At 70.5% G+C, this 19,294-nt stretch carries 15 protein-coding genes; 12 read left to right on the top strand and 3 right to left on the bottom strand.

The window, feature by feature from the left end; all coding sequences use genetic code 11:
- Positions 1-37: 37 nt before the first annotated feature.
- Positions 38-691 (top strand): hypothetical protein, encoded by a 654-nt coding sequence (locus tag NGK70_RS01335; RefSeq protein ID WP_251971589.1) that lies wholly within the window; start codon positions 38-40, stop codon positions 689-691.
- Positions 692-704: 13 nt separating this feature from the next.
- Here the strand turns inward: NGK70_RS01335 and NGK70_RS01330 are convergent, their stop codons facing one another.
- Positions 705-2,921: a diguanylate cyclase gene (locus tag NGK70_RS01330; protein ID WP_251971588.1), complete on the bottom strand. Its 2,217-nt coding sequence runs from the start codon at positions 2,919-2,921 to the stop codon at positions 705-707.
- Between the two features lie 155 nt (positions 2,922-3,076).
- Here NGK70_RS01330 and NGK70_RS01325 point away from each other — a divergent pair, with 155 nt between their 5' ends.
- The 10 genes from NGK70_RS01325 (at position 3,077) to NGK70_RS01280 (ending at position 12,466) form a co-directional block, all read left to right on the top strand.
- Positions 3,077-3,427 carry an antibiotic biosynthesis monooxygenase family protein gene (locus NGK70_RS01325; RefSeq protein ID WP_251971587.1) on the top strand — a complete coding sequence of 117 codons (351 nt, stop codon included), beginning with the start codon at positions 3,077-3,079 and terminating at the stop codon, positions 3,425-3,427.
- Positions 3,428-3,560: 133 nt separating this feature from the next.
- A complete protein-coding gene (locus tag NGK70_RS01320; protein WP_251971586.1) occupies positions 3,561-4,304 on the top strand; it encodes a phosphate/phosphite/phosphonate ABC transporter substrate-binding protein in 744 nt (247 codons plus the stop codon).
- A gap of 292 nt (positions 4,305-4,596) precedes the next feature.
- Entirely contained in the window at positions 4,597-5,844 is a 1,248-nt protein-coding gene (locus NGK70_RS01315) for a substrate-binding domain-containing protein (RefSeq protein ID WP_251971585.1), read from the top strand.
- A gap of 73 nt (positions 5,845-5,917) precedes the next feature.
- Positions 5,918-6,709: an ABC transporter ATP-binding protein gene (locus tag NGK70_RS01310; protein WP_251971584.1), complete on the top strand. Its 792-nt coding sequence runs from the start codon at positions 5,918-5,920 to the stop codon at positions 6,707-6,709.
- Positions 6,706-7,443: an ABC transporter ATP-binding protein gene (locus NGK70_RS01305; RefSeq protein ID WP_251971583.1), complete on the top strand. Its 738-nt coding sequence runs from the start codon at positions 6,706-6,708 to the stop codon at positions 7,441-7,443. Before NGK70_RS01310 ends, NGK70_RS01305 begins: the two co-directional genes overlap by 4 nt.
- A complete protein-coding gene (locus NGK70_RS01300) occupies positions 7,440-8,540 on the top strand; it encodes a branched-chain amino acid ABC transporter permease (protein ID WP_251971582.1) in 1,101 nt (366 codons plus the stop codon). The genes NGK70_RS01305 and NGK70_RS01300 overlap by 4 nt, the downstream gene beginning before the upstream one ends.
- Positions 8,541-8,550: 10 nt before the next feature.
- A complete protein-coding gene (locus NGK70_RS01295) occupies positions 8,551-9,624 on the top strand; it encodes a branched-chain amino acid ABC transporter permease (RefSeq protein WP_251971581.1) in 1,074 nt (357 codons plus the stop codon).
- Positions 9,625-9,684: 60 nt separating this feature from the next.
- Positions 9,685-10,521 carry an alpha/beta fold hydrolase gene (locus NGK70_RS01290; protein WP_251971580.1) on the top strand — a complete coding sequence of 279 codons (837 nt, stop codon included), beginning with the start codon at positions 9,685-9,687 and terminating at the stop codon, positions 10,519-10,521.
- 79 nt (positions 10,522-10,600) lie between these two features.
- A complete protein-coding gene (locus NGK70_RS01285; RefSeq protein WP_251971579.1) occupies positions 10,601-11,581 on the top strand; it encodes a Bug family tripartite tricarboxylate transporter substrate binding protein in 981 nt (326 codons plus the stop codon).
- A gap of 186 nt (positions 11,582-11,767) precedes the next feature.
- Positions 11,768-12,466 carry a class I SAM-dependent methyltransferase gene (locus NGK70_RS01280; protein ID WP_251971578.1) on the top strand — a complete coding sequence of 233 codons (699 nt, stop codon included), beginning with the start codon at positions 11,768-11,770 and terminating at the stop codon, positions 12,464-12,466.
- Here NGK70_RS01280 and NGK70_RS01275 read toward each other — a convergent pair.
- Together NGK70_RS01275 and NGK70_RS01270 are read right to left on the bottom strand one after the other, a co-directional pair.
- Positions 12,454-12,861, bottom strand: coding sequence for a PIN domain-containing protein (locus NGK70_RS01275; protein ID WP_251971577.1), 408 nt, complete (start codon positions 12,859-12,861; stop codon positions 12,454-12,456). The two genes, NGK70_RS01280 and NGK70_RS01275, sit on opposite strands and share 13 nt — an antisense overlap.
- A complete protein-coding gene (locus NGK70_RS01270; protein ID WP_251971576.1) occupies positions 12,858-13,115 on the bottom strand; it encodes an antitoxin in 258 nt (85 codons plus the stop codon). Before NGK70_RS01270 ends, NGK70_RS01275 begins: the two co-directional genes overlap by 4 nt.
- A gap of 217 nt (positions 13,116-13,332) precedes the next feature.
- On the opposite strand from NGK70_RS01270, the gene uvrA reads away from it, so the two are divergent.
- Positions 13,333-19,251, top strand: coding sequence for an excinuclease ABC subunit UvrA (gene uvrA / locus NGK70_RS01265; RefSeq protein ID WP_251971575.1), 5,919 nt, complete (start codon positions 13,333-13,335; stop codon positions 19,249-19,251).
- The last annotated feature ends 43 nt before the right edge of the window (positions 19,252-19,294 follow it).

The following is a 19,294-nucleotide window of genomic DNA, read 5'->3' as shown; positions in this document are numbered from 1 at the left end:
GCCGGACGCGGCCGCACTGCACTAGCATGCCGCCACGATGCTGGATCTGAGCCTGGCCGCTGTGGCCGTGACGTTGGCGCTGTGGCTGCGGCCATGGCGGGTGGTGGGGCCGTCCGGGCCGCCCTGGCCCTGGCTGTTCTGGTGCGCCGCCCTGCCACTGGTGTGGGGGGTGGATCGCTACGTGGGCAGCGCGGTGGTGCAGCCCTTGTCGGGGGCGACGCTGCTGCTGCTGATGGCCGGCTGGCCGCTGGCGGTGCTGGCGCTGCTGCCGGTGGCGGTGGTGACGGCGGTGATGGCGCAGCTGGACTGGCTGGAGGCGCTGCACCGCTACGTCTGGCTGGGGTTGGTGCCGGCCACCCTGGCGCTGGGCATCGGCGCCGGGCTGCGGCGGTGGCTGCCGCACCACCTGTTCATCTACATCCTGGGCCGGGGCTTCATCGGCACGGCGGTCGCGGCGGCCTGTGCCGGCTGGCTGTCGGTCTGGCTGCACGGCGCGCCCCCCGGCGTGGACGAGGCCGAGCTGATGGTGGCGCGCTGGCTGGCGGCCTGGGGGGACGGCTTCCTCGCCGGGATGCTGGTGGCGATCTTCGTGGCCTTCCGTCCGCAGTGGCTGGCGACCTACTCGGACCGTCTGTACCTGCAGACCCCGCCGCCACCGCCACCATCGCCACCGCCGTCGGGAAGGCGTTGAGCGGCCGGGGTCCTCAGCCGGTGCAGTCCGGGTGGTCGATGCGGTCGCCGGGCTCGCCCACCCAGCGGTTGCGCCCGGCGGCCTTGGCCTGGTACAGGCGCTGGTCGGCGCGCTCGACCACGCTGACCCAGTCGGCCTCGCGCGGCTGCAGCGGGTCGGGCGGGAAGGGCGCGTAGCCGATCGAGCAGGTCTGCGTCAGGGCGCCGCCACCAGGCAGGACGAAGGGCTGCTCGGCGACGTGCCGGCACAGCCGCTGCGCCAGCGCGGCGGCACACTCGCGCCGGCTGCCGCGGGCGACGACGAGGAACTCCTCGCCACCCCAGCGCACGATGTGGTCCGAGTCGCGGAACACCGCCTGCAGCCGGTCCTTGAACTGGCGCAGCACCTCGTCGCCCGCAGCGTGGCCGTGCGTGTCGTTGACGGCCTTGAAGTGGTCCAGGTCGACCAGGAAGAACAGCAGGTCGGGACGGCCGTTCGAGCGGGCATCGGCGCGCGCCTCGCCCTGTTGGGCGCGCAGCGCGCGGGTCTCGTGCTGCCGCACCGTGTGGGCGATGTCCTGGTCGATGGTCTGGCTGAGGAAGCGGCGGTTGCGCAGGCCGGTGAGCGGGTCGGTGAGGCTGAGGTCCTTCATCGCCGCGTAGGCCTCGCGCAACTCGGCGTTGCGCCGGGTGAGCAGGCCCTGCGCGGCCTCCAGCTCGGCCAATGCGCCCCGCAGGCGGTCGTTCACCTGGGCCAGCTCCTCGGCCCGGCGGGACTCGGCCTCGGCCAGCTCGCGCTGGCGCTGGGCGTCGGCCAGGGCGCGCTCGGTCTTGAAACGCACCTCCAGCGCCACGGCACGCCGGCTGGCGTCGTGCCGGCCCTGCGCGTCGCGGGCGGCCACGGCGCGCTGCCAGGTCGCGCAGGCGCCCTCGAACCGCCCTGCCTGCTGCTGCTCGGCGGCCAGCTCGTCGAGCAGGGCCGGCGGCAGGGTGATGTCCGGGTGGTTCTCGGCGATCTCCAGCGCCCGCTGCAGCGACTCCAGCGCGCCTGGCTGCGTGTGCGCATGGCTGCGCCGGGCGATGCGCGCCAGCACCCGGTGCGCATCGATCTGCGCGGTCAGGTCGCCGCTGTGGATCGCCAGGTCGAGCGCCTGGGCCGCATGGTCGTGTGCCGCGCTGACCTCGCCCTGGCCCAGCAGCGCCTCGGCCAGTGCCTGGCTGGCGAAGCGGCGCATCTCGATCATGTCGCCCTGCATCGGCGCGGCCAGGATGGTCTTGCACAGGCGGCGGGCGGTGGCCCAGTCGCCCTGGTCGATCGCGATGGTGGCGCGTGCCTGGGCGGCGATGTACCAGGGCTTGGCATGCCGGCTGCCCGCGAGCACGGCGAGCGCCTCGTCGGCCACCTCGACGGCCATCGCGTGTCGGCCGGCCTTGAACATCGCCAGCGCGACATTGGCCAGGGTGACCCCGGTGGTCTGTGGCCAGCCGGTGGCCCGGGCGCGCACCAGGTTCTCGTTCAGCAGGGCGAGCGCGGCATCGACGTCGTTCAGGTCCAGGTAGACCGTCGCGGCGTTGGTGGTGTCGATCAGGGCGCGCCGCACCTGCCCGGTCTGCAGCGCCAGCTCCGCGGCATGCAGGCCGTGGGTGATGGCCTCGGCATAGCGCCCCACCGCCGCCAGCCCGTGGTGCATGAAGCTGTGCGCCAGTGCGGCGACGGCCGGTCGGGGGTCGTCCAGCCGGGCCCGCACGGCGTCACCGTGTTCGGACAGGGCTGCGCCGGGGTCGCCGAACGCGTCGAAGCACTGCAGCGCCAGCCGGGCCAGGTCGGCCCGTTCGGCATCACCCGCCGCCGTGGCGCGCTCGCCGGAGCGTGCGATGGCCACTTCGCGCTGGTCGTAGCGGCCGCGGTCATTGACCAGCGAGGCATCGAGCCAGTCGGCATCGCCCTGCACCGCGGCATCGGCGGGGGCGTCGCCGCGCGCCTGGCCGAGCCAGCGCTCGGCGGCGTCCAGGTCACCCAGCAGCCACGCGCCTTCGGCGCGCACCAGCTGCAGCCGGGCGCGCGTCGGGCCGCTGGCCTGCGTCGGCAGGCAGGCCTCGGCCTGGGCCGCCAGGTCCAGGGCGCGCTGCGTATCGCGCTGGCGCAGGTGCCAGGCCAGTTCCACCAGGGCAGCGGCCAGCGCCTCACCCGTCAGGCTCCCGATCCGGGCCTGTGCGGATGCAAGCACGTCGTCGGTGGTAAATCGCTGCACGGTGGGCGGCACGGGGAACAGGGCGAAGGAGCGAAGTGGCGATGCGGGCGGCTTCGGAGGCGCGGCACGGCATCCGCCGCAGATGGGTGCCCGCGGCGCGAGCGACCGGCATTGTCGGCGCAAGATGGGCATCTGCATCACTTGCCCGCACCGAAATGAAACTCCCTGAGCCGCCCTACTACGCAGTGATCTTCGGTTCCCTCCGCACGCCCGTGGACGCCGAGGCCTATGCCGCCGCTGCCGAGCGCATGGTCGAGCTGGCCGCGCAGCAGCCTGGCTACCTCGGTGCGATGAGCGCGCGCGGCGCGGACGGCTTCGGCATCACCGTCAGCTACTGGGCCAGCGAGGCGGACATCGCGCGCTGGAAGGCCCACGCCGAGCATGTGGTGGCACGCGAGCGTGGGCGCCGTGACTGGTACGAGGCCTACACGCTGCAGGTGGCGCGGGTGGAGCGCGCCTACGGCTGGCAGGCCGCAAAAGAGCGATACCAGGGCAGTACCGAATGAAGCGGCGGCGGCCGTGAAATCCGGCCCGTGCTTGACCTTGTGCCGGGTGGGCCGGGTGCAGCGAGGAGCAGGGGCCGTCTCGCAGAATGGTGCCGCCTCCAACCAACACCGCGGGTGACCCCCCGATCCGTGCATGGCTGCCCAATTCCGCCTGTCCGTATGTCCGCACGACACCGCCAAAAACCTCGCCGGCTGGTTCCTGCTCAACACCTACCTGCAGCGCAAGCTCGGCATCACGATGCACTTCGAGCCCAGCGACCACTTCAACACCGAGCGTGAGCAGGTGCTGGCCGGTGGCTACCAGATGGTGTATGCCAACCCGTTCAGCGCCTTCCAGTACCACCGGCAGCTCGGCTTCGTGCCGGTGGCGCGGCCGGTGGGGCTGTTCGACGAGACCTTGCTGGTGGCGCGCGCCGGCACGTCGCCCGATCCGCAGGCCGAGGCGGGCCTGACGATCGCCTCGGCCACCGACAAGCTGATCGTCCACTTCCTGGGCCTGACGGTGCTGCATGACCTGGGCTGGCCGCTGCCGCGCATGCGTTACGAATTCGTCGGCAACCACCTCAAGGCGGTGCAGGCGGTGGTGGCCGGCAAGGCCGACGCCGGCTTCGTGTTCAACGAGACCTGGCTCGGCCTGGCGGAAAAGACCCGCGCCGGCCTGCAGGTGCTGGGCCAGACGCACGCCCAGCAGGCCTACCACTGCTTCTGTGTCGGCCCCGAGTTGCTGGGGCGACTGTCCGACATCCAGGCAATCCTCGGCGGGATGCGCCAGGACCCCGCGGGAGCCCGGGTGCTGGATGACCTGCGTTTCCAGGCGTTCGAGCCGCTGGATGCCGAAGCGCTGACCCGGTTGGCGGCCTTGGTCGAGCCTCTTTGAGGCTGGATTGACTGAATTCTAGGCAACTTGTCTGGGATTCAGTCGGATGTGGGCGGTGATGTGGTCGGCCCGAGCGCTGCCAAGGCCTCGCGCGGGCCCCTTGGCGTGATGAACGGGGCTGCGGCCGGCTCAACGGGGGTGGTTGATCAGGGTTTTCACCAGGTTGTCGCGTTCTGGCATGCGGTCTGCAACCGCGGGCTGCACGCAGGCCCGGCCGGGTCTGCCTCGAACCGACCGGCCACCGCGCTGAAAGGCAGCCAGGTGCGGCCGGCGCCCCGACGGAGACTCGCCCATGACCGAACGCTCGCCCCAACGCTCGTCCCTGAATCCCGCTGCCGCCACAGACCGCCGCGGCTTTGCCCTGGCCGGCCTCGCCGCCGCGGCGTTCGCCGCCTGCCTGCCTCTTGGCGCCCACGCCGCCGGCGAGGTCAAGATCGCCCTGATCGCCAGCAAGACCGGCCCGCTGGAGGCCTACGCCAAGCAGACCATCGTCGGCTTCAACCTCGGCCTGCAGTACGCCACCGGCGGCACCATGACCGTGGCGGGCAAGAAGCTGGTGGTGATCGAGAAGGACGACCAGGGCAAGCCCGACGTGGGCAAGGCCGCGCTGGCCGCCGCCTACGCCGACGACAAGGCCGACATCGCCGTGGGCCCGACCGCCAGCCCGGTGGGCCTGGCCATGCTGCCGGTGGCCGAGGAGTACAAGAAGATCCTGCTGGTGGAGCCGGCGGTGGCCGACTCGATCACCGGCGACAAGTGGAACAAGTACATCTTCCGCACCGGTCGCAACAGCTCGCAGGATGCCGCGGCCAACGCCGCCGCGCTGGACCAGCCGGGCAACGTGATCGCCGTGCTGGCCAACGACAACGCCTTCGGCCGCGACGGCGTGAAGGCGGCCAAGGAATTCACCAAGAAGGCCAAGATCGTCCACGAGGAATACCTGCCCGTGGGCACGACGGACTTCACCGCCGGGCTGCAGCGCATCATCGACAAGCTCAAGGACCAGCCGGGCAAGAAGTACATCTCGGTGGCCTGGTCGGGCGCGCCCACGCCGTTCGGCAAGATCGCCGACCTGGACCTGGAGAAGCGCTTCGGCATCAAGCTGGCCACCGGCGGCAACATCCTGCCGGCGATGGTGGCCTACAAGAACTTCCCCGGCATGGAAGGTGCGCTGTACTACTACTTCGGCATCCCGAAGAACCCGGTCAACGAGTGGCTGGTGGCCAACCACTACCGTCAGTTCAAGGCCCCGCCGGACTTCTTCACTGCCGGCGGCATGAGCGCGGCGATCGCGGTGGTCGAGGCGCTGAAGAAGACCGCCGGCGACACGACGACCAACAAGCTCATCGCCGCGATGGAGGGCCTGAGCTTCGAGACGCCCAAGGGCAAGATGACCTTCCGCAAGGAAGATCACCAGGCGATGCAGGACATGTACCACTTCCGCATCAAGAGCGACCCGGCCTTCGCCTGGGGCGTGCCGGAGCTGGTGCGCGTGATTCCGGCAGCGGAACTCCAGATCCCGATCCGGAATACCCGCTGATCGGCTGACGCCGCTCCCGACCTGACCTTTCCTGTTCGTGCCGGGCACCCCGCGTGCCCGGCTGGGCGAAGCCATGCTTGAAACCCAGGATCTCACCATCCGCTTCGGCGGCCACGTGGCGGTGGACCATGTGTCCTGCCGCTTCGAGCCGGGCACGCTCACGGCCATCGTCGGCCCGAACGGTGCGGGCAAGACCACCTACTTCAACCTGATCTCCGGCCAGCTGCCGGCCAGCGAGGGGCGGGTGCTGCTCGGTGGTGAAGACCTCACCGCGCTGCCGGCGCCGCTGCGCACCCGGCGCGGGCTGGGCCGGGCCTTCCAGCTCACCCAGCTGTTCCCCAACCTGAGCGTGCGCGAGAACGTGCGCCTGGCCATCCAGGCCCGCGAGGCCGGGCGCGGCCGGGCGGGCGGGATCGGTGGCATCGACTTCTTCCGCGTCTGGCTGGACCGCCAGGCCTGGATCGACGAGGCGCAGGCCATCCTCGAACAGGTGCGCCTGGGCGACAAGCACGACGTGCACGCCAGCGCGCTGCCGCACGGCGACCAGCGCAAGCTCGAGGTGGCGCTGCTGATCGCGCTGGACCCGAAGGTCTTCATGTTCGACGAGCCCACCGCCGGCATGAGCGTGGACGAGGTGCCGGTGGTGCTGGACCTGATCCGATCGCTGAAAGCCCGGCGCGACGTGACCATCCTGCTGGTCGAGCACAAGATGGACGTGGTGCGCGAGCTCAGCGACCGCATCATCGTGCTGCACAACGGCCAGCTGGTGGCCGACGGCGAGCCGGCCACGGTGATCGCCTCGCCTGTGGTGCAGCAGGCCTACCTCGGTCAGGCGGCGCAAGAGCCGGAAGGAGCCGCCGCATGAGCAACCCGATCCTCGAACTCAGCGGTGTGCACACCCACATCGGCGCGTACCACATCCTGCACGGTGTGGATTTCGCAGTGCCGGCCGGCGAGGTGACGATGCTCCTGGGCCGCAATGGCGCGGGCAAGACCACCACGCTGCGCACGATCATGGGCCTGTGGCGCGTCTCGCAGGGCGATGTGCGATTCCAGGGCCGCAGCCTGAAGGCGCTGGCGACGCCGGAGATCGCCCACCAGGGCATCGCCTACGTGCCGGAGAACATGGGCATCTTCACCGACCTGACGGTGAAGGAGAACATGCTGCTGGCGGCCCGCTCGGCGCGCAACGCCAGCGAGCTGGACACGCAGCGGCTGGAGTGGATCTTCGGCTTCTTCCCGGCGCTGCGGAAGTTCTGGCTCTACCCAGCCGGCAAGCTCAGCGGCGGGCAGAAGCAGATGCTGGCCGTGGCCCGCGCGATCTGCGAGCCGCGCGCGCTGATCCTGATCGACGAGCCCAGCAAGGGCCTGGCGCCGTCGATCATCCAGAACCTGGTCACCGCCTTCAATGAGCTGAAGCGGCAGAAGACGACGATCCTGCTGGTCGAGCAGAACTTCATGATGGCCAAGGCCCTCGGTGACAGCGTTGCGGTGATGGACAACGGCCGCGTCGTCCACACCGGTGCGATGCGCGAGCTGGCCGAGGACGACATGCTGCAGCAGCGGCTGCTCGGCCTTTCACTGGGAGCCCACCAATGAGCGCGAACACCACCGCCGCCACGAGCCCGGCGCCGGGCCGTCCCAAGCCGGGCGAGCCCCCCGCGGGGGGGCGTCCGCCGTACTCGGCGGGCGGGGGGCAGCAGGTACCGAAGGCGGATTTCGACTGGAAACCACTGCTGATCCTGCTGGGCCTGATCGTGTTGGCGCTGCCGGCCATCGGCAGCCCGTCGTCCTGGCTGACGCTGACCGCCGCCGGCATCGCGATGGGGCTGATCATCTTCGTCATCGCCTCGGGCCTGACGCTGGTGTTCGGCCTGATGGACGTGCTGAACTTCGGCCACGGCGTGTTCATTGCGCTGGGCGCCTTTGTGGCCACCAGCGTGATGGGCGGGCTGAGCGGCTGGGCGGGCGACAACGGCCTGGCGCAGTTCGCCAGCGTCTTCGCCGCGATGGCAGTGGCCATGGCGGTGGCCGGTGCGGTGGGCTGGGCCTTCGAGCGCGTGATCGTGCGCCCGGTCTACGGCCTGCACCTCAAGCAGATCCTGATCACGATGGGCGGGATGATCGTCGGCGAGGAGATCATCAAGGTGATCTGGGGCCCGCTGCAGATCGCCCTGCCGCTGCCGGACGTGCTGCGTGGCGCCTGGTACGTCCCGCTGGGCAACGGCGATGCGGCGATCGAGAAGTACCGCGTGCTGGCCGCCGTGATCGGCCTGGGGGTCTTCGCCGCGATGGGCCACGTGCTGGCGCGCACCAAGGTCGGCCTGCTGATCCGCGCCGGCGTGCAGGACCGCGAGATGGTCGAGAGCCTGGGCTACCGCATCCGGCGCCTGTTCGTCGGCGTGTTCGCGGTGGGCTCCGGCCTGGCCGGGCTGGGCGGCGTGATGTGGGGGCTGTATCAGCAGAGCGTGACGCCGCAGATCGGCGCACAGGTCAACGTGCTGATCTTCATCGTCATCATCATCGGCGGGCTGGGCTCGACGCTGGGCTGCTTCGTCGGCGCGCTGCTGGTGGGGCTGATGGCCAACTACACCGGCTTCCTGGCTCCGAAGGTGGCGCTGTTCTCCAACATCGGCCTGATGGTGGCGGTGCTGCTGTGGCGCCCGCAGGGGCTGTACCCGGTCACGAACCGCTGAGGGCAGGATCATGCTGAGTCGACTCCTCTCTCACGACCTGCCGCGCAGCCGCCTGCTCGGCTGGGCCCTGGTGCTGATCGTCCTCGCGCTGGTGGCGGCGCCCTTCCTGTTCCCCGGCGCCAAGGCGCTGGCGGTGGCGGCCAAGACGCTGGTGTTCATCCTGCTGGTGGCCAGCTTCGACCTGCTGCTGGGCTACACCGGCATCGTCAGCTTCGCGCACACCATGTTTTTCGGCATCGGCGCCTACGGCGTGGCGGTGGCCAGCACGCGGCTCGGCCCGGGCTGGGGTAGCGTGCTGCTCGGGTTCGCGGGGGCGCTGGGCATCTCGCTGGCGCTGTCGATGCTGATCGGGCTGTTCTCGCTGCGGGTCAAGGCGATCTTCTACGCCATGATCACCCTGGCGGTGGCGTCGGCCTTCATGACGCTGGCCTCGCAGTTGTCGGACATCACCGGCGGCGAGGACGGGCTGACCTTCAAGAACCCGTTGTGGATCAGCCCGGCCTTCGAGCCCTTCGAGAACCCGGTGCTGGGCCTGGCGGTGGACGGCAAGGTGTTCGCCTACTACCTGATCCTGGGGGTGGTGGCCCTGCTCTTCCTGCTGCTGCTGCGCATCGTCAACTCGCCCTTCGGCCGGGTGCTGCAGGCCATCCGCGAGAACGACTTCCGTGCCGAGGCGATCGGCTACCGCACCGTCGTCTACCGCACCTGGAGCAACGTGCTGTCGGCCGCCTTCGCCACCGCGGCGGGCGCGCTGCTGGCGCTGTGGCTGCGCTACGTCGGGCCGGACACCACGCTGAGCTTCGAGATCATGCTGGACATCCTGCTGATCGTGGTGATCGGCGGCATGGGCACGATGTACGGCGCGGTGGTCGGCAGCGTGGCCTTCGTGCTGGCGCAGAACTACCTGCAGGACCTGCTCAAGCTCGGCGCCACGGCACTGGACGGCGTGCCGCTGCTGTCGCAGATCGTCTCGCCCGACCGCTGGCTGCTCTGGCTGGGCGTGCTCTTCGTGCTCTCGGTCTACCACTTCCCCACCGGCATCGTCGGCCGGCTGAGGGCGATGGCGCTGCGGCTGAAGGCCTGAGCCCCACCGCAAAACCACAAGATCACAAGACCACAAGACCACAAGACCACAGGGGACCCGATGTCGCCCACCTCGAACTACCTGACCTGCCTCGGCCGCGAGCTCCACTACATGGAGTGGGGCGCGCAGCACAGCGAAACGGTGATCGCCTGGCACGGCTTGGCGCGCACCGGCCGCGACATGGACGACCTGGCGGCGCACCTCGCGCAGCGCTGGCGCGTGATCTGCCCGGACACGATCGGCCGCGGCCTGAGCCAGTGGAGCCCGGACCCCGTCGGGGAATACAACCTGGCTTTCTACGCGCAGTTGGCCACTTCGTTGCTGGACCAGCTGGGCATCGAGCAATGCCTCTGGGTGGGCACATCCATGGGCGGCGCCATCGGCACCAAGGCCGCCGCGGGTGCGCTTCGCGGGCGCATCCGCCGCCTGGTGCTCAACGACAACGGCCCGAGCCTGGCGGCCGCGGCCATCGAGCGCATCCGCAGCTACGCCGGCAGCCCGGCGTCGTTTGCCACCGTCAGCGAGCTGGAGGCCTACTTCCGTACCGTCTACAAGCCCTACGGCTGGCTCAGCGATGCGCAGTGGCGTCGTCTGACCGAGACCTCCGTGCGCCGGCTGCCGGACGGCCGTGTCACGCCGCACTACGACCCCGCGATGGTGCAGCAGTTCATCAGCCACCCGGACGACTACGAGCTCTGGGACGAATGGGACACCCTCGACCTGCCGGTGCTCTGCCTGCGCGGCGAGACCAGCGACCTGCTGCTGCTCGACACCGCCGAGGCGATGCGCGAGCGCGGCCCGCGCGCCGTGGTGGTCGAGATCCCCGGCTGCGGCCACGCGCCCGCGCTGAACACGCCCGAGCAGTTCGCGCTGGTGGAGCGCTTCCTGGCGGGCTGACGGACGCCCGCCGGTGCCGGACCGGCAGGCGACCGGGCGGAGTGATACTCGCTGGATAATTTATCCAGCTGCTCTCGCCATGCAACGCCGCCGCCTCCTGCCGCTCCTCCTTGCCGCCGCCCTGCCTCTGCTCGGGGGGCCGGTCGCCCACGCCCAGGCCGGCCGGCCGATCAAGCTGGTCGTCCCGTACCCGCCCGGCGGCCCGCTGGACGCGATCGCCCGCATCCTGGCCGAGAAGGTGCAGCCGACGCTGGGCACGGTCATCGTCGAGAACCGGCCCGGGGCCGGCGGCAACCTGGGCGCCGACGCGGTGGCCAAGGCCGCGCCGGACGGCCACAGCATCGTGATGGGTGCGGTGGCCACCCACGCGATCAACCCCTGGCTGTACGCGAAGCTGCCCTACGACCCGGTCCGCGACTTCGCGCCGATCACGCTGGTCGCCCGCGTGCCGAACGTGCTGGTGCTCAACGTCGAGACGGCCGACAAGCTGCAGATCCGCAGCGTGGCCGACCTGGTGTCCTACGCGCGCAAGAACCCCGGCCGGCTCAACTACGGCTCGGGCGGCAATGGCAGTGCCGGCCACCTCGCGGGCGAGATGTTCAAGGCCCAGGCCAAGGTCAGCCTGGTGCACATCCCCTACGCCGGTGCGGCGCCCGCCCAGCTCGGCCTGCTCGGCGGCCAGGTGGACCTGAACTTCGACAACCTCGCTGCGGCCGCGGCCAACATCCGCGCCGGCAAGCTCAAGGCCCTGGCGGTGACCACCGCGCAGCGCAGCGCGGCGATGCCCGAGCTGCCGACGCTGGCCGAATCCGGCCTGCCCGGCCTGGTGGTGGACACCTGGTTCGGCCTCTTCGCCCCGGCCAGGACGCCCGCCGAATCGGTGCAGCAGCTCAACGCCGCCTTCACCGCCGCGCTGAATGCGCCGGACGTGCGGGAGCGCCTCGCCAAGTTCCTGGCCGAGCCGGCGCCCACCTCGCCGGCGCAGTTCGGTGACTTCGTCAAGGCCGAGCTGGCCAAGTACGAGAAAGTCGTCAAGGCGAGCGGCGTCAAGTTGGACTGACGCGGGAAAACCCGGCCCGCTACACTCGGCCGGCCCGGTGGCGTTCGCGCTGCCGGGTTTCGCCGTCTTGCCTCGCCTGTCTGCCGCCCCCGATGCCCTGCATCCGGATGCGGCCGGGATGCGGTCGCATTGCGACCATCCATCCGTCCCGGTGCCCTCTGCCGGGGCTGTGCGAGGACCGCCCCGATGCCGGGCTACCTGACCCAATTCCACCAGATCGCCGTGGCCGGCGTGGCCGACCTGCAGATGCGCGCGCTGCTCGACCGCCAGCAGTTCGCCGACCCGCTGGGCGAGGCCGCGGCGCTGGGCATTTCGGACGCGGCCTGGCCGCTGTTCGGGCTTGTCTGGCCGGCCGGCAAGGCGCTGGCCGCCGCGGTGGCCGACCGGCCAGTGCGCGAGGACGAGCACATCCTGGAGATCGGCTGCGGCCTGGCGCTGGCCAGCCTGGTCTGCCACCGGCGCGGAGCGCAGGTGACCGCCAGCGACTGCCACCCGCTGGCCGGTGCCTTCCTGAGCGAGAACGTGCGCCTGAACGACCTGCCGCCGCTGCGCTACCGCCACGGCGACTGGGCCGCGCCGCAGGCGGCCGAGCTGGCGCCGGTGTGCGCCCAGGGGCCGCGCCTGCAGGGCCGCTATGACCTGATCATGGGCAGCGACGTGCTCTACGAGCGTGATGAGGCTGGCGTGCTGCCGCGCTTCATCGAGCGCCACGCCACCGAGCGGGGCGAGGTGCTGATCGTCGACCCCAACCGGGGTAACCGCGCCGCCTTCACCCGCCGCATGCGCACGCAGGGCTACCGGCTGGACGAGGTGCTGCTCACCGGCCCGGCCCTGGTGGAAGGCGGCCCGCTGTGGCGCGCACGGCTGTTGCGCTACCGGCGCTGAGCCCAGTTCTCCACCCGCAGCCCCGCGACGCGGCGGAACTCCCGTTCGTTGTTCGTCACCAGCGTCGCGTTCAGGCTGAGCGCGTGGGCGGCGATCAGCAGGTCCATCGGGCCGATCAGTTCGCCGCGCGCCTGCAAGTCCAGGCGCGTGGTCGCATAGGCGTCGGCGACCTCCGCCATCAGCGGCAGCACCTCGAGTTGTGTCAGCAGGGCCTCCACGCGCCTGGCATAGGCGGTGTGAGAGGCGCGACGCGCACCCACGGTCAACTCCAGCGCAGTGATCACCGACACCGCCAGTTCGCCCGCCTCGAAGTCGTTGAAGCGCGCCAGGACTTCGGCTGGCCGCGCCTTGATCACATAGACACAGATGTTCGTGTCCAGCAGGGTCAGGTTCACGTCGACCCCTCGAACAGGTCACTGCCGCGCTCCAGGTCACCCTGGTCCGGGCGGCTGAAACTGCCGTCGTCGTCCACCGGCCACGCATCGAACGCGGCGGCCAGCGCATCGCCCAGCTTCTGCCCCGTCTTCGGAATCAGCAGCACGCCCTCTGGCGTGCGGCGGATCCACACCTCGTCAGACTGGAAACGGTAGGCCTTGGGCAAGCGCACTGCCTGGCTGCGGCCGGTCTGAAAGATCTTGGCGGTGTCCATGAGGCTTGTCGAAAAGATATACCAACTGCAGGATACCAATTGCTCGACGGCCCGACAAGCGTCCGGTGAACGGCAACGGCGCCCCAGCCAACCCCATTGCAGGACAACGGCGACACGGCAGTGTGGGCCGCGCCGTTGTCCACCGATTCCCCCATCCACCGGGCTACCCGCGACGCCTTCCTAGAATGCCCGGTTGCCTCCAGGAAAGCGCCCTGCCATGCCCACCGGCCCCCGTGCTCCCGCGTCCGTCGCCGACGCGCCTGCCGCCCCTGCCCGGCGCGATGCCGGCCTGATCCGCATCCGCGGCGCGCGCCAGCACAACCTCAAGAACCTGGACCTGGACCTCCGCACCGGCGAGCTGACGGTGGTGACCGGGCCCAGCGGCTCGGGCAAGTCCAGCCTGGTGTTCGACACGCTGTATGCCGAAGGGCAGCGCCGCTACGTCGAGACCTTCAGTGCCTACGCGCGCCAGTTCCTCGACCGCATGGACCGCCCGGCGGTGGACGCGGTGGAGGGCGTGCCGCCGGCGATTGCCATCGACCAGACCAACCCCGTGCGCACCAGCCGCAGCACGGTCGGCACGATGACCGAGCTGAATGACCACCTGAAGCTGCTGTTCGCCCGCGCAGCGCAACTCTTTGACGCGCAGACCGCGCAGCCGGTGCGCGAGGACGACCCGGAGAGCATCTACCTGGACTTGCAGCGCCGTGCCGCCGAGGCGGGCGACCCGCGGCTGGTGGTGACCTTCCCGGTCGAGCTGCCGGCCAGCACCACGCCGGAGGAAATCGAGCAGTGGTTGGCCGCTTCGGGCTACACCCGGGTGCAGGCCGAGCGCGAGGTGGCCACCGTCACCGGGCCGCGCAAGGTGCTGGACGTGGTGGCCGACCGCTTCCGCTTCTCCGCCGCCGAGAAGGTGCGCGTGATCGAGGCGCTGGAGGCTGCGCTCAAGCGCGGCAGCGGGCGGTGCACCGTCTACGCGCTGGGCGTTCTCCCCCCCTTTGAAAAAGGGGGGCCAGGGGGGATTTCTTCTGCCGGCGAGGAGGGGCAAATCCCCCCCGTCCCCCCTTTGTCAAAGGGGGGAGAAATACCGGCGGCGCAGGATCAACTCTGGCGCTACAGCCAGGGCCTGCACTGCCCGGAGAGCGACCGCCGCTACAGCGCGCCGCAGCCGGCGATGTTCAGCTTCAACTCGGCCTACGGCGCCTGCGAGACCTGCCGCGGCTTCGGCCGGGTGATCGGCGTGGACTTCGGCCTGGTGATCCCGGATGTGCGCAAAACGCTGCGCGGCGGCGCGATCAAGCCGCTGACCACGCCGGCCTGGAAGGAGTGCCAGGACGACCTGATCAAGTACGCCGGTGACGCCGGCATCCCGCGCGACAGCGCCTGGGCGCAGCTCACGCCATCGCAGCAGAGCTGGGTGATCGACGGCTCGCCGAACTGGAACGGCAAGTGGAACCAGCAGTGGTATGGCATCCGGCGCTTCTTCGAGTACCTGGAGAGCAAGGCCTACAAGATGCACATCCGTGTGCTCTTGTCCAAGTACCGCAGCTACACACCCTGCGGTGACTGCGGCGGTGCGCGGCTGAAAACCGAATCGCTGCTGTGGCGGCTCGGCACGAAGGAGGGTGCGGATGCCGTCCTGCCGCCGGGCAAACGCTTCCTGCCCCAGGGTGTGGGCTGGTCGCGCACCCAGCTCGAAGCCCTGCCCGGCCTGGCGCTGCACGACCTGATGCTGCTGCCGATCCACCGGCTGCGGCGCTTCTTCGACACCCTGGCACTGCCCAGCACGATGCTCGACGATGCGCTGGAGCTGCTGCAGGGCGAGATCCGCACCCGGCTGAAGTACCTCTGCGACGTCGGCATCGGCTACCTGACGCTGGACCGGCAGAGCCGCACGCTCTCGGGTGGCGAGGTGCAGCGCATCAACCTGACCACCGCCCTGGGCACCTCGCTGGTCAACACGCTGTTCGTGCTGGACGAGCCCAGCATCGGCCTGCACCCGCGCGACATGCACCGCATCAACGAGGCCATGCTGCGCCTGCGCGATGCGGGCAACACGCTGGTGGTGGTGGAGCACGACCCGGCGGTGATGCTGGCGGCCGACCGCGTGATCGACCTCGGCCCCGGACCGGGCACGCAGGGCGGACGCATCGTCTTCGACGGCACGCCGGAGGACCTCAAGGCCGCCGAAACGCTCACCGGCGCCTACCTGGGCGCGCGCCGCAGCATCAGCCTGGGCATGAGCCGGCCGGTGCTGGACAGCACGCCGCGGCTGATCCTGGAGGGCGTGCGAGAGCACAACCTGCGCAACGTGACGGTGGAGTTCCCGCTGCAGCGGCTGGTCTGCGTGACCGGCGTGAGCGGCTCGGGCAAGTCCACGCTGATGCAGGACGTGCTCTACCCGGCACTGGCCCGCCACTTCGGCCAGGCCACCGAGAGCCCGGGCGAGCACGACCGCCTGCTGGGCGCGGACTGGCTGGCCGATGCGGTGTTCGTCGACCAGAGCCCCATCGGCAAGACGGCGCGCTCCAACCCGGCCAGCTTCGTCGGTGCTTTCGACGCGGTGCGCGAGCTGTTTGCCGCGCTGCCCGCCGCGCGCGAGCGCAGCTACACCGCGGGCATGTTCAGCTTCAACGCCGGCGACGGCCGCTGCCCGACCTGCGGCGGCTCGGGCTTCGAGCACGTCGAGATGCAGTTCCTCAGCGACGTCTACCTGCGCTGCCCGGACTGCGACGGCACCCGCTACCGCGCTGAGCTGCGCGAGATCAAGCTCAGCCGCGGCGGCAAGGAACTCAGCATCGCCGACGTGCTGGAGCTGACCGTAGCCGACGCGGTGCGGCTGTTCGCCGCCGATCGCGAGGTGGTGCGCGCGCTGCAGCCGCTGGCCGATGTGGGGCTGGACTACGTCAAGCTCGGCCAGCCGGTGCCCACGCTGTCGGGCGGCGAGGCGCAGCGGCTCAAGCTGGCCGGCTTCCTCGCCGAAGCCGCCAAGAGCAGCAGCGCCAGCCGCCAGAGGCTGGCGAAGAAGGGCACGCTGTTCTTGTTCGACGAGCCCACCACCGGGCTGCACTTCGACGACATCGCCAAGCTGATGCGGGCTTTCCGCAAGCTGCTGGAGGCGGGCCACTCGTTGCTGGTGATCGAGCACAACCTGGACGTGGTGCGCGCGGCCGACTGGATCGTCGACCTCGGGCCTGAGGGTGGTGAGGACGGTGGCGAGCTGGTCGCCGAGGGCACGCCGGCCGACCTGCGGGCTCACCCGCGCAGCCACACCGGGCAGGCGCTGCGCGAGTACGACCTCTCGCTGGGCAGGGGTGGTCTGGCGGTGGAAGAATGCCGAGAGGGCCGGCCGCTGCAGGCGCTGCTGCGGAAATCCCCCCCCAACCCCCCCTTCTTCAAAGGGGGGGAGGCGCATGGCGCAGGGTGTGGGTGCATTTCGATCGTGAATGCGCGCGAGCACAACCTGAAGGGGTTGAGCGTGGACATCCCGCGCGGCCAGTTCAGCGTGGTGACGGGCGTGTCCGGCTCGGGCAAGTCCACGCTGGCCTTCGACATCCTCTTCAACGAGGGCCAGCGCCGCTACCTGGAGAGCCTGAACGCCTACGCGCGCAGCATCGTGCAGCCCGCGGGCCGGCCGGAGGTGGACGCGGTCTACGGCATTCCGCCGACGGTGGCCATCGAGCAGCGTCTGTCGCGCGGCGGGCGCAAGTCCACCGTGGCCACCACCACCGAGGTCTGGCACTTCCTGCGCCTGCTGTATGTGAAGCTGGGGCTGCAGTACTGCCCGAAGTGCAGCGACTTCCATGCCGATCCGGACCAGTGGGTGGCCGTGCAGCCGCAGACGCCCGAGCAGATCGCCGCGCAGCTGCTGCGCCCGGTGGAAGAAGGCGGCTACCGCGGCCAGCACATCGGCCTGCTGGCGCCGCTGGTGATCAACCGCAAGGGCCTGTACACCGACCTGGCCAAGTGGGCCAAGGGCAAGGGCTACACCCACCTGCGGGTGGACGGCGAGTTCCTGCCCGTGGCGCCCTGGCCCAAGCTGGACCGCTACAAGGAGCACACGCTGGAGTTGCCGGTGGCCGACCTGGTGGTGGACGTGGCCAACGAGGCCCTGTTGCGCGCCAAGCTGGCCGAGGTGCTGGAGCACGGCAAGGGCGTGCTGCACCTGCTGACCCCGCTCAAGGGCCTGCAAACCGCGATGGCCGCCGGCCAGAGCGGGCGCATCGGCCGCACCAAGGTGTTCTCGATCAAGCGCGCCTGCCCGGCCTGCGGCAGCAGCTACCCCGAGCTGGACCCGCGCATGTTCAGCTACAACAGCAAGCATGGCTGGTGCCCTGACTGCGTCGGCACCGGCCTGACGCTGACGAAGGAGCAGCGCCGTGCGCTCGACGACAGCCAGGCCGAACGTGACCCGGGTGGCCGCGAGAAGACCTTTGCCGAGCCCGAGGTGGAGGACGTGGCCGACACGCCCTGCAGCAGCTGTGGTGGTGCGCGGCTCAACCCCGTCTCGCGGGCGGTGCGCTTCCGCGGCGAATCCATCGCGGCGCTGGCGGCGCTGTCGGTCAACGACGCGGCACGCTGGATTGCCAAGCAGAAGCTCGACGGCCGCGAGGCCGCCATCGCCCGCGACGTGGTCAGCGAGATCCGCAGCCGCCTGAGCTTCCTCGACGAGGTCGGCCTGGGCTACCTGACGCTGGACCGCGCCGCGCCCACGCTCTCGGGCGGCGAGGCGCAGCGCATCCGCCTGGCCGCGCAGCTGGGCAGCAACCTGCAGGGCGTGTGCTACGTGCTGGACGAGCCGACCATCGGCCTGCACCCGCGCGACAACCAGGTGCTGCTGGACGCGCTGCACAAGCTCGGCGCGGCCGGCAACACGCTGGTGGTGGTGGAGCACGACGAGGACACCATCCGCCGCGCCGACCACATCATCGACATCGGCCCCGGCGCCGGCAAACGCGGCGGCCGCATCATGGCCGAGGGCACAGCCGCGCAGCTCATGCTCAATGCCGACTCGATCACCGGCCGCTTCCTGAACGCGCCGCTGAAGCATCCGCTGAAGGCGCGCCGCCCCGTGGAGGCCGACTCACCCAGCCTGACTTTGCGTGGCGCCAACTTGCACAACCTGCAGGGCGTGGACGTGGAGGTGCCGCTGGCCCGGCTGGTGGCGGTGACCGGCGTGTCCGGTTCCGGCAAGTCCACGCTGGCGCGCGACGTGCTGCTGGCGAACGTGCAGGCCATCGTCGCGCACAAGATGCTCGGCCGGAAGGCCGAGACGACACCCCGCCCCGCCTGGGTCGGCTGCACCGGGCTGGAAGGCTGGAGCAACGTCGACCGTGTGCTCGAAGTCGACCAGACCCCCATCGGCAAGACGCCGCGCTCCTGCCCGGCCACCTACATCGGCTTCTGGGACCCCATCCGCAAGCTCTTCACCGAGACGCTGGAGGCCAAGGCGCGCGGCTACGCGGCCAACCGCTTCAGCTTCAACACGGGGGCCGGTCGCTGCCCGGGCTGCGAAGGCCAGGGCCTGCGCACCATCGAGATGGCCTTCCTGCCCGACGTGAAGGTGCCCTGCGACCTCTGCCACGGCGCGCGCTTCAACCCCGAGACCCTCGCCGTCACCTGGCGCGGCCGGAGCATCGGCGACGTGCTGCAGATGGAGGTCGATGAGGCGGTGGAGTTCTTCGCCAGCATGCCCAGCATCGCCCACCCGCTGCAACTGCTGCAGGACGTGGGCCTCGGCTACCTGACGCTGGGCCAGCCTTCACCGACGCTCTCCGGCGGAGAAGCCCAACGCATCAAGCTGGTCACCGAACTCAGCAAGGTGCGCGACGACATCACCCGCCGCGGCAACCGCGCGCCGCACACGCTCTACGTGCTCGACGAGCCGACGGTCGGCCTGCACATGGCCGACGTGGAAAAGCTCATCCGCGTGCTGCACCGCCTGGTCGACGCCGGCCACAGCGTGGTGGTGATCGAACACGACCTGGACGTGATCGCCGAAGCCGACTGGGTCATCGACCTGGGCCCGGAAGGCGGCACCGGCGGCGGCCGGGTGGTGGTCACCGGTACGCCGGAGCAGGTGGTGAAGAGCCGGAGCCACACGGGGGTGGCGCTGAAGGGGGTGCTGGCGCGGTGAGTCCGGCTGGACCCGAAAAGAACCTGAGCGTTGTGTCAACGCC

It is taken from the genome of Sphaerotilus microaerophilus, assembly GCF_023734135.1.
GTDB classification, from domain to species: Bacteria; Pseudomonadota; Gammaproteobacteria; order Burkholderiales; family Burkholderiaceae_C; genus Sphaerotilus; species Sphaerotilus microaerophilus.
This window is presented reverse-complemented; position numbering and strand designations above follow the sequence as displayed.

Bases quoted from the DNA above. Each gene is read 5' to 3' on its own strand.
- NGK70_RS01335 (WP_251971589.1), top strand. From the start codon at position 38: ATGCTGGATCTGAGCCTGGCCGCTGTGGCCGTGACGTTGGCGCTGTGG.
- NGK70_RS01325 (WP_251971587.1), top strand. From the start codon at position 3,077: ATGAAACTCCCTGAGCCGCCCTACTACGCAGTGATCTTCGGTTCCCTC.
- NGK70_RS01320 (WP_251971586.1), top strand. From the start codon at position 3,561: ATGGCTGCCCAATTCCGCCTGTCCGTATGTCCGCACGACACCGCCAAA.
- NGK70_RS01315 (WP_251971585.1), top strand. From the start codon at position 4,597: ATGACCGAACGCTCGCCCCAACGCTCGTCCCTGAATCCCGCTGCCGCC.
- NGK70_RS01310 (WP_251971584.1), top strand. From the start codon at position 5,918: ATGCTTGAAACCCAGGATCTCACCATCCGCTTCGGCGGCCACGTGGCG.
- NGK70_RS01305 (WP_251971583.1), top strand. From the start codon at position 6,706: ATGAGCAACCCGATCCTCGAACTCAGCGGTGTGCACACCCACATCGGC.
- NGK70_RS01300 (WP_251971582.1), top strand. From the start codon at position 7,440: ATGAGCGCGAACACCACCGCCGCCACGAGCCCGGCGCCGGGCCGTCCC.
- NGK70_RS01295 (WP_251971581.1), top strand. From the start codon at position 8,551: ATGCTGAGTCGACTCCTCTCTCACGACCTGCCGCGCAGCCGCCTGCTC.
- NGK70_RS01290 (WP_251971580.1), top strand. From the start codon at position 9,685: ATGTCGCCCACCTCGAACTACCTGACCTGCCTCGGCCGCGAGCTCCAC.
- NGK70_RS01285 (WP_251971579.1), top strand. From the start codon at position 10,601: ATGCAACGCCGCCGCCTCCTGCCGCTCCTCCTTGCCGCCGCCCTGCCT.
- NGK70_RS01280 (WP_251971578.1), top strand. From the start codon at position 11,768: ATGCCGGGCTACCTGACCCAATTCCACCAGATCGCCGTGGCCGGCGTG.
- NGK70_RS01270 (WP_251971576.1), bottom strand. From the start codon at position 13,115: ATGGACACCGCCAAGATCTTTCAGACCGGCCGCAGCCAGGCAGTGCGC.
- uvrA (WP_251971575.1), top strand. From the start codon at position 13,333: ATGCCCACCGGCCCCCGTGCTCCCGCGTCCGTCGCCGACGCGCCTGCC.